The organism is Candidatus Omnitrophota bacterium, assembly GCA_028716245.1.
GTDB lineage: Bacteria > Omnitrophota > Gorgyraeia > Gygaellales > Profunditerraquicolaceae > UBA6249.
Map to the genome: position 1 here is coordinate 421,154 of JAQUQW010000002.1, position 14,331 is coordinate 435,484.

Genomic DNA, 14,331 nt, shown 5'->3' on the forward strand with positions numbered 1-14,331 from the left:
ATAAGTTGAGGTAGGAGATGCTGACGGAGTTTTTAATAAAAAACTTAGACATTGTCTTTTTTGTTTACGGGTTGGCTTTTTTTGCCATGGGGACAGCGATTTTTCTGCAGCCGCGCCATAAGAGTGCCTTTAAACTGGCCGGTATAATCTGGATATTGGGGGCTTTTGGGTTAATCCACGGCATAAATGAATGGCTGGATATGTTTACCATAATCAGGGCGCAGGATTTGCATATGTGGGGCCTGACGCGGGCGGTGGTTTTAACCGTCTCGTTTATTTTTTTATTTGAGTTTGGGCGCCGTCTTTTCTGCTTGAGTTTTAACAAGAGATTTTTCAGCAAATGGATTACGCTGGCTATCTCTGTACTTGTTTTTATATTTCTCTTCGCCTTAGGAGAACATACCATCTGGCCCCGCTATTTTTTATGCTTTCCCGGAGGGGTATTAACGGCTTTAGGTTTCATGGCGTACTATCGAAAGAATGAAGCTGAGTTAGAGCCGTTTAAGGCCCGGAAGTATTTCCTTATAGCCGCCTCTTCGATAGGTATTTATGGTATCTTGGGCGGACTCATTGTTCCAAAAGCGGATTTTTTTCCTGCTTCGGCCATAAACAACGCCTCTTTCTTAAGCCTCTTTGGTATTCCGGTACAGTCCTTCCGTGCTCTTTGTGCCATTGTTTTGGCGTGGGCCTGCTGGTATATTCTCGGGATTTTTAACCGGGAGATCATCCATAAGCTCAAGGCCGATCTGGAAGAGCTCACCATGGCAAAAGAAAAACTGGTCCGTTCCGAAAGCCTCGCCGCTTTAGGCAGGTTTTCCGGCATAATGGGGCATGAATTTAAAAATGAATTATGCGCTATGAAGAACACGGTTTATTTCCTTCAGATGAAATTACAAAATGGGGATGAAAACGTAAAAAAACATCTCAAGATGTTAGATGAAGAGATCGCCGACACCGAAAGATTAATCGATAATATCGCAAGTTTTGCCAGGAATAAGGCTCCGGAGTTTGAACCTATCGACCTGGAAGATTTTTTATCCAGAAGCATTAAGAAACTTAAAATACCTGATACGATCGAGGTTGTCACTAAGATAGAAAAGGGGCTGGGTCCGGTGCGGGCAGACAGGATACAACTTTGGAGCGTCTTCAACAATATAATTTTAAATTCCCTGCAGGCGATGGCTAAGAAAGGCAGGTTGACAGTGGAGGCAAGCAGTTCAGGCGGCTATGTGGACATTATCTTTGAAGATACCGGTTCCGGAATAAAAGAAGAGGATATGAAAACGATCTTTGTCCCCTTCTCTTCCACCAAAGCCGGGGGCATGGGGTTAGGGCTGGTAATTTCTAAAATTATTATCGAGGCACATCATGGTACTATCGAAATCGCCAGTAAAACCGGCAAAGGGACTGCTGTTATGATAAGGCTGCCGATAGGAGAAAGTAAAAATGTATAAAGACATCCGGATATTGATTATCGATGATGACCCTAATATATGCGAATCTTTGAAAGATATATTAAGCGAAGAGGGCTATGAGATAGCCACGGCGGGAAATATCGCCCCCGCAAAAGAGGACCTGGCGAAAGAATTTTATAACGTCGTTTTGCTTGATCTTAAGTTTCCCAACGGTTCGGGATTGGATTTGTTGAAAGAGTTAAAGGCATCCAACAGCGATACTGCCGTCATAGTGTTTACCGGGTATGCTTCTGCGGAGAACGCTATCGCCGCTTTGAACGAAGGGGCGTTTAGCTATATGCAGAAGCCTCTTAATATAGATGAGTTGAAGATAACCATCAAAAAAGCGATCCAGGGGCAGGAGCTTATGTTAAGCAATAAAGACCTGTTGAACAGACTCAAAGAGCTTAGCGTTAAAGATCCTCTTACCGGACTTTACAATTACCGGTACCTGGAGGAAAGGCTGTCGTCGGAATTTAAAAGGGCGCATAGATATGTGCTGCCGCTTTCGGTAATAATGATCGATATAGATTATTTTAAATCCATAAATGACATATATGGGCATCAATACGGAGACCTGATCCTGAAGGAGTTCGGGCAATGTTTAAGGGATGCTTCCAGGACCAACGATATAGTTGTCCGTTACGGCGGCGAGGAGTTTCTTGCTCTTTTACCCGATACCAATAAAACGGGCGCCGTTATTTTCGGCAACAGGCTGCTGGAAAAATTAGTCGGACATGTATTTGATCCCCAGGGCCAGAAAATAAAATTAAAGATAAGCATGGGGCTGGTCAGTTTCCCGGAGGACGGCGTGGATACGGAGATGGCCCTTACGGATTTGGCAGATAAGACGCTGCGCACGGCAAAAGAGGCCGGCGGCAACAGGTTAGCGACATTGGCGGAGATGACCGAAAAGCAGGCAAATAACGGCGCAAACAAAGGTGAAAAAGAGAGCGTAGAACAGATGAAGGAGAAGCTGCTTAAGATGGAAGGCAGGGTCAACCAGACTTTACTGGAATCCATTTACGCTTTTGCCAAGACCATCGAAGCCAAAGATTATTACACCAGTGAGCACGGTGAAAATATGGTTTCTATAGCCGTTGAGATCGGTAAAAAGCTCAACATTTCCGAGAAGGAACTGGAAAACCTCAAACACGCGGCGATATTGCATGATTTAGGCAAGATCGGCATTCCCGATAAAATCCTGCACAAAAAAGGGAAACTCAATGAAAATGAACTAAAGAAAATAAGGGCCCATCCTCAGATTGGGGCCGAGATTATCAGGAGCGTGCATTTTTTGAGCGCAGTGGTCCCAATAGTCCTTCATCACCATGAGAGGTTTGACGGCCTGGGATACTCCAGCGGCCTTAAGGGCAAAGATATACTCCTGGGAGCAAGGATTATCGCGGTGGCTGATGTTTATCAGGCGCTGGTTTCGGACCGGCCGTATCGCAAGGCTTATAGCAAAAGAGAAGCGCTAAAGATTATTCAGGAAGGCGCCGGCACGCAATTTGATCCGGAGATAGTTAAGATATTCCTGGAAATATCAAAATCTAAAAGCAGAGGGCCTAAGTAATCATGCAAAAAGAGATCGCTATAGTCATTGCTGATGATAACCAGAGTATTCGCGAAACCCTCAAGGACATCTTGAGCGAAAAGGGGTATTTTGTCGAAACAGTCAATAACGGTTACGAGTTGTATGATTATTTAAAGAAGAAATCACCGGAGATTGTAATCCTGGACCTAATGATGCCCGAGAAGGACGGAACTGAAACTATTTTTAGCATTAAGACCGTTTCTCCCAAGTCCAAGATTATAATTTATACCGGATTTCAAAGATATGAAAATTCGATCTACGCCCAGGCCGCGGACAGGTTTCTGTTAAAAGGTAATACCCTGGAAGATTTATTAAAGGCCATCGAGGAATTGTTATAATTTCTCCGCCTGCGGGGTGGGTATTTTTTTTTTAAACAACTTGACAAGGGTAGGGGGGTATGGTATTATTGATTTGGAAAGGAGACACAGAAGATGGAACAGTCAACTACCCATGAAGGACAATTGGAATTTTTGAAAAAAATCGAAGGGCAGGTCCGCGGCATACAAAAGATGATTGAAGAAAAACGCTACTGTGTGGATATAATTACCCAGATTCATTCCATTGTCGGGGCGCTGCACAGAGTAGAAGATGAGATATTTAAGAAACATATTGACGGCTGTGTGGTGAGCGCCTTAAAGGGAAAATCAGAAAGCGAAAAGCAAAAGAAAATCAATGAAATCGTAAAACTTATTTCCAGGTTCAGGAAGGCGGCTTAGGCGTATGCTTAAAAAGACTTTGGCCCTAATTTTGGTTGGCGTATGCGTATTCAATAGCGGCTTTGCTTATCCCTTGGACCGGCTGTCCTTGGATCCTTTAATCGAAGAAGCCAGAAAAAATAATCCGGATATTTTAGCCGCCAAGAAACGCTGGGAAGCTTCCAACGCCCGCATACCGCTGTCAAAGTCTTTGGATGACCCGGTATTAAGTTTTACTTTCGAAAAAACACGCGGCAGCCCTTTTCAATTAAGCAAAACAATGCCTGAAGACAGGATGCTCTCTCTCTCTCAATTTTTGCCCCTCTTTGGCAAATTGTCCCTGAAAGGGAAAATTTCCGTGGTTGAATCCCGGATGTTTGCCGCTGAATATAAAAATAAGGAATTGGAAGTAATCAATCAAATCAAAAATGCTTATTACGATTTATTTATGGACTATAAGGAGATTGGATTGAATCAGGAAAGCCTGGTATTGTTAGAAGGCCTGATCAAAGTTGCCGAAGCAAAATATGCGGTTGGCGGTATGCCTCAGGAGGAAATTTATAAGCTGCATTCGGAGGCAGCCAGCCTTAAAAACAAAATCAAAAACCTGCAAGAGGGCAAGCTTGCCAAACAAACAATCCTGAATACCTTATTAAACAGGGATCCGCAAGGGCCATTAGGAATTCCGGAATTAAGCCAGGATGTTTCCTTTGCTAAAGACATCCGCGCCTTGTATCAAGCTGTTTTGCTTAACCAGCCGGAATTGCTTATTTTCGCATCAGCTATAGAAAGAAATAAATACGCCAAGTCTCTGGCAAAACGAAGCTTCTTTCCGGATTTATTGGCCCAAATTACGGAGCGGGGTTTTACTACGGGAACCATCGGCCCCTGGGATTTAATGTTGGCATTTACAGTGCCGTTATGGTTCTGGACAAAACAACGTTATCAAGTAAAAGAAGCGATCGCTAATTTAGAAGAAGCAGAGGAGGCATATAAGGCAATGCAGAATAAGGCGTTTGCCGAAGTTAAGGATTTAGCCGCAAAAATAGAGATCGCCAAAAATAAAATAAAACTCTATAAAACCGACCTTATACCGATATTAGAGAATTCTTTTGAAGTGTCTTTGGCTTCGTTTCGTTCCGGAAGAAGTGATTTTATGGCGCTTATCGATACCCAAAGAATGCTTATCGAGACCAAAATGGACTATTATAAAGCGCTGGTTGAATACAATATGGCTTTGGCCGACCTGGAACGCTCCGTAGGCTTGAGTTTTACCGAAAAATCCGAGGTGAAAAATGAGAAATAAAAATGTTTTAGTCATCGCTTTGTTTTCGCTTATTGCCGTATTGTTAGTGGTGATTACATTGTTTTTTGTTAGGCATTACCGTATTTTAGGAAAGCAATCCGTAACCGGATCGGTAAGCGCGGAAAAAGATATATATTATTGCCCGATGCATCCTGCTTATACTTCTGGGAGGCCGGGAGATTGCCCTATCTGTGGAATGAAATTAGTCAAAAAAGAAAAATCCGAAAATCAAAACCATAGTGCCGCGTCAAAAAAAGAACGCAAGTTGCTTTATTACCGCAATCCCATGAATCCAGAAGTTACTTCGCCTGTACCCATGAAAGATTCAATGGGTATGGATTATGTTCCGGTATATGAGGAAGAAGCTTCCGGAAACTCTGGGATTTACATGAGCCCGGAGAAACAGCAGCTTATCGGGGTAACCAAAGAGAAGATCCAAAAAAGAGAGCTTACCCAGCAAATTCTTACAGTAGGCAAGGTAGCTTATGATCCGGCTCTGTATATAGCGCAAGAGGAATTTCTGCAGGCATTAAAAACGCAAGGCGAATTGTCAGGTTCTTCTATTGCAGCCCAGGGTAAATCCTTGTTAGAAGCAGCAAAACGAAAACTCTTATTATTGGGGATGGACAAGGTACAGATTGAAGAGTTAGCTAAACAAAATAAGCCTCAAGGCAACCTTTATTTACCGACAACAGAAAATACAGTCTGGGTGTATATAACCATCTACGAGTATGAAGCAGGTTTTATTAAAATGGGATTACCGGTTGAGATAGAAGCGATTGCTTTCCCGGGAGAAATATTTAACGGAAAAATTTCCGCGATAACACCGGTGTTGGATTCAATGACCCGCTCTATACAGGTAAGGGCGGAAGTGGATAATTCTGACAATAAACTTAAGCCCGAAATGTTCGTTAATGTTAAGATTAATGTGGACCTCGGAGAAGTCCTTGCCGTTCCTGAAACCGCTGTTCTGGATACGGGCGCAAGAAAGATTGTTTACCTTGCCAAAGACGCGGATATGCTGGAGCAGCGCGACGTCACCTTGGGCCAGAAAGCTCAAGGCTATTATACGGTACTTAAAGGATTAGTTGAAGGGGACCAGGTAGTTACCAGTGGAAATTTCCTGGTGGATTCTGAGAGTAAATTAAAAGGCGCCACCCAGGGCGCCACTCATAAACACGGGGAATAATGAGAAAATAAGATGATTGAAAAGATAATTGAATTTTCGGCAAAAAATAAATATATCATTATCATTTTGGCTATTGTGGCGATGGTGGTGGCGGTTTATTGCATTAAGAATATACCGTTGGACGCGATTCCGGATCTTTCCGACACTCAAGTCATAATTTATTCCCGTTGGGACCGTTCTCCCGATATCATCGAGGATCAGGTAACCTATCCTATAGTGACCGCAATGCTCGGAGCGCCTAAAGTCAAAGCCATCCGCGGCTTTTCTGATTTCGGGTTTTCTTACGTGTACATTATTTTTAAAGATGGGACGGATATATATTGGGCGCGCAGCCGTGTGCTTGAATATTTAAGTAAAATTATACCGAAATTACCGGAAGGCGTGCGCACGGAAATTGGGCCGGACGCAACCGGTGTAGGCTGGGTGTATCAATACGCCCTGGTCGATAAGAGCGGAAAAAATAACCTGGCGCAGCTGCGCACTTTCCAGGACTGGTATTTGCGTTATTGGCTGCAGAGTGTTCCGGGTGTGGCGGAAGTGGCTTCGCTAGGCGGATTTCAGAAACAGTATCAGGTCAATATTAATCCGAATGCCTTGTTGGCGTATAAGATTCCTTTGGTGAAAGTTTTGGACGCCATTCGAGACGGTAATAATGACATAGGCGGCCGTTTAGTGGAATTTTCCGGGACCGAATATATGGTCAGGGGCAGAGGCTATGCTAAATCCGTAAAAGACATTGAAAATGTTGTTTTAGGAAATGATCTGTCCGGCACCCCGATTTTAGTTAAGAATGTGGCTCAGGTAGTAATGGGCCCGGAAATACGCCGGGGGGTCGCGGATCTGGATGGGCAAGGCGATACGGTCGGCGGTATCGTGATAATGCGTTACGGTGAGAACGCGCTCAATGTTATTAATAATGTTAAAGAAAAGATCGAAGAGATTAAACCTTCCTTACCCAAGGGTGTCCAGATCATTACTACCTATGACCGTTCGGAGCTGATAAAACGTTCCATTGAAACATTAAAGCATCAGTTAATTGAGGAAATGATCATCGTCAGTTTTGTTATCCTTCTTTTCTTATGGCATTTCCCTTCGGCAATTATCCCGATTGTCACCATTCCGATAGCGGTACTTTTGTCGTTCATTCCGCTGTTTGGATTGAAATTAACTTCAAACATTATGTCTCTTTCGGGCATAGCGATTTCTATAGGCGTGCTTGTTGATGGAGCGATTGTTGAAGTGGAAAACGCTTATAAAAAATTGCAGTTATGGGAAGCAGGGGGCCGTAAAGGCGATTATCATATAGTGAGGCTCAACGCGTTAAAGGAAGTCGGGCCTTCCGTATTTTTCTCACTTTTGGTTATTGCGGTCGCGTTTTTACCGGTATTTACGCTGGTTGATCAGGAGGGAAGGTTATTTAAACCCCTGGCGTTTAGCAAAAATTTTGCCATGGCCATTGCCGCCATATTAGCGATAACACTCGATCCGGCGATGCGGATGTTGTTTACCAGAATGGATTATAAACATTTCCGGCCCAGATGGTTCTCCAACATATTCAATACGATTACAGTAGGCAGGTATTATCCTGAAGAAAAACATCCGGTAAGCAAAATTTTATTTAGATTTTATGAGCCTGTATGTAATTTCGTGCTTAAACACCGTAAAACCACATTAATCGCTGCGGCTATATTGATTCTTGCGACCATACCCGTTTATTTGCAATTAGGTTCGGAATTTATGCCTCCGCTTAATGAGGGGACAATCCTTTATATGCCGACTACTTTACCGGGTATCTCAGTGACTGAAACGCAAAGGCTCCTTCAGACGATGGATAAAATTATAAAAACTGTTCCTGAAGTTGAGCGGGTGTTTGGAAAGGCCGGCCGCGCCGAAACCTCGACTGATCCGGCGCCATTTTCAATGATGGAAACCACCATTGTGTTAAAACCGGAAAGCCAGTGGCGTAAGGTACACCGTTGGTATTCCTGGATGCCCGCAGGTTTACAGGGGCCATTGCGGCCGATTTGGCGCGATAGGATTACCTGGGAAGATATAATCAATGAGTTAGATAAAAAAATGCAATTTCCCGGGGTCAGTAATGCCTGGACGATGCCGATTAAGGCCAGAATTGATATGTTATCTACGGGAGTGCGCACGCCCATAGGAATCAAGGTTTATGGGGCGGATTTAAAAGAGATAGAGAAGATCGGCACGCATTTGGAAATGATTATGAAGGGGGTTAAAGGCACACGCAGTATTTACGCCGAGCGGGTTACCGGCGGATATTTCGTGGATTTTGACATTAAGCGCGATCAGATCGCCCGCTACGGCTTGAGTATAAAAGAAGTGGAGATGGTGATCATGTCGGCTATCGGCGGTGAACCGGTTACTACCACCGTAGAAGGCAGAGAAAGGTATACGGTGAATGTGCGCTATGCCCGGGAACTTCGGGATGACTTGCCGAAACTGCGCAGGGTATTGGTATCCACAATGTCCGGGGCGCAGATTCCGTTGGAAGAGTTAGCCGATATCCATCTGGCATTAGGGCCGGCAATGATCAGGGATGAAAACGGGATGCTCTCCGGTTACGTGTATGTGGATATCGCCGGGCGGGATGTTGGCAGTTATGTAACTGAGGCAAAAAAGATAGTGCAAAAAGAACTGCAAATACCTACGGGGTATTCGATTGTCTGGAGCGGGCAGTACGAAAATATGCTCAGAGTCAGGGAAAGATTAAAGCTGGTAATACCCATTACTATATTCATAATCTTTGTCTTGCTTTATATGAACACAAAATCGCCGGTAAAAGCGGGCATTGTTATGTTAGCCGTTCCGTTTTCATTGATCGGAGCGGTATGGTTTCTCTATATTCTAAAATACAATATTTCCATTGCCGTCTGGGTCGGGATGATCGCCTTGATGGGTTTAGACGCGGAAACCGGGGTGTTTATGCTGTTGTTCTTGGATCTTTCTTACTACGATATGGTCAGGCAGGGAAGAATGAAAACTTTTGAAGATTTAAAAGAGGCAATTATCCATGGCGCGGTAAAGCGTATCCGGCCGAAGATGATGACCGTGATGGCGATGTTCATGGGTTTAATTCCGATAATGTATTCTATGGGTACCGGCAGCGATATGATGAAACGCATTGCCGCGCCGATGATCGGAGGGGTATTTACAAGTTTTATTCTTGAATTATTAGTCTACCCTCCGATTTATTTGATTTGGAAATGGCGCTTTGAAATGAAATATGGCACGGTAGACGTAAGTAAATTACCGATACCGGAATTACGCAGACATTAGAAAAAGGGGAGCAGGCTAAATGATAATGGTGCACACGCAAAATGGCATGCATGCGATGAATTTTGTATGCTTCCTTACCTTCTTGACCTTTATTTTCATATTCGGCCTGATAATTTGGGAAAAAATCCCCCGAATGTACCTGGCGCTATGCGGGGCAGTCCTGGTTGTTGCTTTGGGCGTTTTTGATGTCAAGGAAGCCATAAACACGGTAAGTTGGGAAACGATCGGTTTTTTGCTGGGGATGTTCCTGCTTGTAGAGATACTTGTTGAAGCGGGTTTTTTCCGTTGGGTAGCATTGGTTCTGGCCGGAAAGCTCAATTACCAGCCGATTAAAATACTCATATTTTTTCCTCTATTGTCCTTTGGATTATCCGCGTTTATTAATTCCATAACCGTCATGGTTTTTTTGACGGTAGTTACTTTTGAGTTGAGCAGATTGCTTAAATTCGATCCTGTGCCGGTAGTAATAAGCGAGGTAGTGTTGGCCAATATCGGCGGGGCGGCTACCCTGGTCGGAGATCCTCCGAATGTCATCTTAGGGACAGTGCTCGGTTTTAATTTCAATGATTTTCTCGTTCACAACGGGCCCATAGCTGTACTTTCTGCCCTGGTTGCCATAGGCGTGAGTTTTTTGATGAATAAAAAAGCATTTTCACAGTTGCACCCCGAGGCAGATTTAGAGGGAATAAAAAATATCCAGCCGCGTTCCCAGATAAAAGATAAGTTTCTGCTTAAAATCGGCTTGATCGGAATGGCCGTGGCATTGATTTTTCTTATCGGCAGGCCCTTATTTGAAAAATTCGGTATTCCGATGTATGTTTCGACTTCTTCGCTGCTTCCGGCATTCCTCATTCTTACCTTTGGCGGAAAAAGGATTTATAAACACCATTTTATGCGCCGGATTGATGCTGAAACCATTATGTTTTTTATTGGTTTGTTTATCATTATCGGCGCTTTAGAGAAAAGATTCATTATCCAGATGGCGGCAAACTTTCTTGGCGAAATATTTAAAACTCCCCTGGGTTTTATAAGTTCGACCTTTTGGGGTTCAGCGATAATTTCGGCGTTTGTGGATAATGTGCCTTTGGCCATGGCCATGACTTATATAATAAAACAGAGCGTGGCTGCAAAAATAATCCCGGGGGCCGGTATTATGGTTTGGGCAACCAGCCTGGGTGTGGATTTAGGAGGCAATCTTACCCCCATAGGCGCCTCGGCAAATGTGGTGGCGTATTCTTCTTTAGAAAAAAATGAGATTAAAGTCGGCTGGGGGAGGTGGTTAAAATTAGCGCTTCCGCAGGGTTTGGCGGCGCTTGCCGTAAGTTATCTAGGTATTTTACTTAAATTACACTTAAAGTTTTTTTAATGGCGGTATAGGTATTAACAAAAGTGAAAGGAGAGCTAAAATGGTTAAGGCAATATTTTTGTTTTTGATTATGGGGACGTTTGTTTTTGGAATGAGTAGATTATCTTTGGCGATGAACTGTGGAGAGCATAGCGAACATATGCAGGTTGCTCAGACAAGTAGCAGCGAGCATAATCATGAAACGATGGCCAAGCAGGAGGTTTCAGCTCAAGACCTGCCTCAGGAGGCTGTCAATGTGGGTAATAAAATTTGCCCGGTTTCCGGAGAAAAGGTTAGCCAGGGAGGAATGCAATCAGCAACCTATGAATATAAAGGGAAAATTTATAATTTCTGTTGTGCCGCCTGTATCGAGGATTTCAAAAAAGATCCGCAGAAATACATCAAAAAAGTAGAGCAGGAATTACAGGGAATGCATCAAGGCCATCAGCATTGAAAATTTAAATCATAAGAAGGGAGTTTTAGATGCAGATTTATCCTAGAAGATATTTGGTTATTTTTTTATTTTTTTGTTTAACATTTTTTTCGCATATAGGATTGGCCCAGAGCGCCACCGATTTAAAGGCGGAAATTTATCCTAAACTCAGGGATAAGCGCTGCCCGACGATGACCCTTGCTCAATGCGATTGTCCTGATGCCAGGGAAATGAAGGCCTATATCGATGCGCTTATAGAGACAGGCATAAGTAAGGATGAAATTTTTTACAGAGTGGCAAAAAAATTTACTCTGAATACGATACTGGATGAACAGATCAGGCAGGTTGTAGAGAAAAGGCTGGTTAAGGAGACTGGTGAAAAACGGCCGCAGATAGTTTTAGAGGACTCTTCTTTTAATTTCGGTAAAGTAAGCAAAAAGCAGGGAAAACTTACTAAAAATATCAAGTTGTTTAACCGGGGCAATTCGGATCTGGCTATTGAAAATATAAAAGTTTCCTGCAGCTGCGTAACCGCCGCATTAACCGTGGGCAAAGATAAAAGCCCTTATTTCGGCAGCCAGGGAGCGCCAGCCGGCTGGCAGATGGTTATTGGCGCGGATAAAGGCGGCGAATTAGAGGTCATCCTTGATTTAGCCCATCCGTCAATAAGTAACGGAAAGGTAATCCGGGATGTCTTTATCAGCAGCAACGACCCTCTTTATCCCGAAAGTACGCTGAGAATCGAAGCAGAACTAAGCGACTAAGATCTTATCAAAATAAAAATGGAAAAAATTACTCTTAATATTACCGGTATGCACTGTGCCTCGTGCGCAAGTAATATCGAAGCTGCCTTAAAAAGGTTTCCCGGGGTTTTTAGCGCCCGGGTTAATTTTGCTACAGAGAAGGCCTATATTGAATTCGAACCTCGAAAATTAAAGCTAGCGGATTTAATCAGAACGGTTGAAAAATCGGGATATAAGGCCTCTTTACCCGGACTATCCCCGGATAGAGAAAAAGAAATAAGGGAGAGGGAAGTAAGGAGCCTAAAAATAAAATTTATACTTTCGATAACCTTATCCAGCATATTGATGTATATTGCCATGGGGCCATGTATAGGATTAGGTATCCATAAAACTATCATGGATAATATGGCCCTTATTCAATTCTTATTGGCAAGCGGGGTCTTAATCTGCGGGTATCAGTTTTTTGCGCGCGGGATCTTTTCGCTGGTAAGGATTCATCGGGCGAATATGGATACACTGGTAGCTTTAGGCGTAGGCAGCGCCTATCTGTATAGTTTATTTGTCAGTATTAACATCTGGCTGGGCAATAAATCCTTTGGGATGAGAAATCTTTATTATGAGGTGGCTGCATTCCTGCTTACCTTTGTTCTATTGGGCAAGTATTTAGAGGCGATTACCAAGAGGAAAACTTCGCAAAGCATCAAGCGCTTATGGAATTTACGCCCCAAGACTGCGATAGTGATGCGTCAGGGGCAAGAAGTGGAAATTCCCGTTGAAGAATTGCTGGTTGGAGATACGGTGGTAGTGAAGCCCGGGCAGAGGATCCCGGTTGACGGCAAGATTACCGAAGGGTATTCCAGTATTGATGAATCGATGATCACCGGAGAGAGTATCCCCCTAGAGAAGACACTAAATGACAAGGTTATCGGCGGCTCGATAAACAAATACGGGACTTTTAAGTTCAAAGCCACAAAGGTAGGCAAAGACACTGCCTTGGCCCAGATCATAAAATTAGTTGAAGAGGCTCAAGGGTCAAAAGCCCCCATACAGGAATTAGCGGATAAGGTTGCCGCCATTTTTGTGCCTATGGTATTAATCATCGCTTTTGCTTCCTTCTTTATTTGGATTTTCTTAGGTAAAGGTTTTATTTTCGGTTTAACTACTTTTATCGCGGTGTTAATTATTGCCTGTCCCTGTTCTCTGGGTCTGGCTACTCCCACCGCGGTTATGGTGGGAACCGGAAAAGCGGCAGAAAATGGAATAATTATCAAGAACGCGGCCTCTTTACAGATAGCTGCAGAAATCGACAAAATTATTTTTGATAAAACCGGAACCCTTACTGAGGGTAAGCCTAAGCTTACAGATATCGTAAGTTATATCGGGAATAAAGATGAGGTGTTAATGCTTGCCGCGTCCTTGGAGAAACCATCCGGCCATGTCCTTTCCGATGCTATCGTTGGCGCTGCCAAAGAAAAAGGCATCTCTTTAACGCAGCTGCAGCAGTTTGAAACCATATCCGGCGAAGGGGTGGTGGGTAAAATTGAAGAGGGCCAAACGATCCTGGCGGGTAACCGCCGGCTTATGCAAGAGAGGGCAATTGATATAAAAATCGCAGCAGGGGATTTAGATAGATTAGAGAAGCAGGGAAAGACCATAACCTTGGTTGCCAAAAATGATAGGCTTATCGGCTTAGTGGCAGTAAGGGACACTTTAAAGGAGTTTTCTAAAACCTTAATTGATAAACTGAAGAGAATGGGTAAGGATGTGATTATGATCACTGGCGACAATAAACGGACTGCCGTGGCAATTGCCAAAGAGATAGGTATTGAAAAGGTTCTAGCGGAAGTTTTGCCAAAAGACAAATTAGATGAAATTAAGAAATTACAGAACGAGGGTTTTAAAGTTGCTTTTGTGGGAGACGGAATCAATGATGCCCCGGCCTTATCTCAAGCTAATTTGGGTATAGCTATCGGAAGCGGTACAGATGTAGCCATTGAATCAGGAGATATTATTTTAATTAAAGACGACCTGCGTGATGTAGCAATGGCTATAGATCTATCGGGCTATGCAATGAGAAAGATAAGGCAGAATCTTTTCTGGGCATTCTTTTATAATATAATCGGGATCCCTATTGCCGCAGGAATACTCTATCCATTTAACGGCCTGCTGCTTAATCCGATGGTGGCCGGGGCGGCGATGGCCTTTAGTTCGGTGTCTGTGGTGTCGAATTCCTTATTGATGAATAAATATAAGCCAAAAATGTAGC

At 43.5% G+C, this 14,331-nt stretch carries 11 protein-coding genes; all 11 read left to right on the forward strand.

All coding sequences use genetic code 11. The annotated features are described in order from the left end of the window. Positions 1-17 precede the first annotated feature (17 nt). Positions 18-1,454, forward strand: coding sequence for an ATP-binding protein (locus tag PHG87_05745; protein MDD5477677.1), 1,437 nt, complete (start codon positions 18-20; stop codon positions 1,452-1,454). Then, complete coding sequence (locus PHG87_05750; GenBank protein ID MDD5477678.1) at positions 1,447-3,030, forward strand: diguanylate cyclase; 1,584 nt, start codon at positions 1,447-1,449, stop codon at positions 3,028-3,030. The genes PHG87_05745 and PHG87_05750 overlap by 8 nt, the downstream gene beginning before the upstream one ends. A 2-nt stretch (positions 3,031-3,032) precedes the next feature. Beyond that, a complete protein-coding gene (locus PHG87_05755; GenBank protein MDD5477679.1) occupies positions 3,033-3,389 on the forward strand; it encodes a response regulator in 357 nt (118 codons plus the stop codon). A 93-nt stretch (positions 3,390-3,482) separates the two neighbouring features. Then, the gene (locus PHG87_05760; protein ID MDD5477680.1) at positions 3,483-3,767 is read left to right on the forward strand and encodes a metal-sensitive transcriptional regulator; all 285 of its coding nucleotides are present in this window, start codon (positions 3,483-3,485) and stop codon (positions 3,765-3,767) included. Positions 3,768-3,771: 4 nt separating this feature from the next. Beyond that, the gene (locus tag PHG87_05765) at positions 3,772-5,052 is read left to right on the forward strand and encodes a TolC family protein (protein ID MDD5477681.1); all 1,281 of its coding nucleotides are present in this window, start codon (positions 3,772-3,774) and stop codon (positions 5,050-5,052) included. Next, on the forward strand, positions 5,042-6,241 hold the full coding sequence (locus PHG87_05770) for an efflux RND transporter periplasmic adaptor subunit (protein ID MDD5477682.1): 1,200 nt from the start codon (positions 5,042-5,044) through the stop codon (positions 6,239-6,241). Before PHG87_05765 ends, PHG87_05770 begins: the two co-directional genes overlap by 11 nt. 12 nt (positions 6,242-6,253) lie before the next feature. Then, positions 6,254-9,544, forward strand: a complete 3,291-nt coding sequence (locus PHG87_05775; GenBank protein MDD5477683.1) for a CusA/CzcA family heavy metal efflux RND transporter — start codon at positions 6,254-6,256, stop codon at positions 9,542-9,544. Between the two features lie 19 nt (positions 9,545-9,563). Next, complete coding sequence (locus PHG87_05780) at positions 9,564-10,910, forward strand: SLC13 family permease (GenBank protein MDD5477684.1); 1,347 nt, start codon at positions 9,564-9,566, stop codon at positions 10,908-10,910. Positions 10,911-10,950: 40 nt separating this feature from the next. After that, positions 10,951-11,343: a YHS domain-containing protein gene (locus PHG87_05785; GenBank protein MDD5477685.1), complete on the forward strand. Its 393-nt coding sequence runs from the start codon at positions 10,951-10,953 to the stop codon at positions 11,341-11,343. 29 nt (positions 11,344-11,372) lie between these two features. Then, positions 11,373-12,086 (forward strand): DUF1573 domain-containing protein, encoded by a 714-nt coding sequence (locus tag PHG87_05790; GenBank protein MDD5477686.1) that lies wholly within the window; start codon positions 11,373-11,375, stop codon positions 12,084-12,086. 18 nt (positions 12,087-12,104) lie between these two features. Then, a complete protein-coding gene (locus tag PHG87_05795) occupies positions 12,105-14,330 on the forward strand; it encodes a heavy metal translocating P-type ATPase (protein ID MDD5477687.1) in 2,226 nt (741 codons plus the stop codon). The last annotated feature ends 1 nt before the right edge of the window (position 14,331 follow it).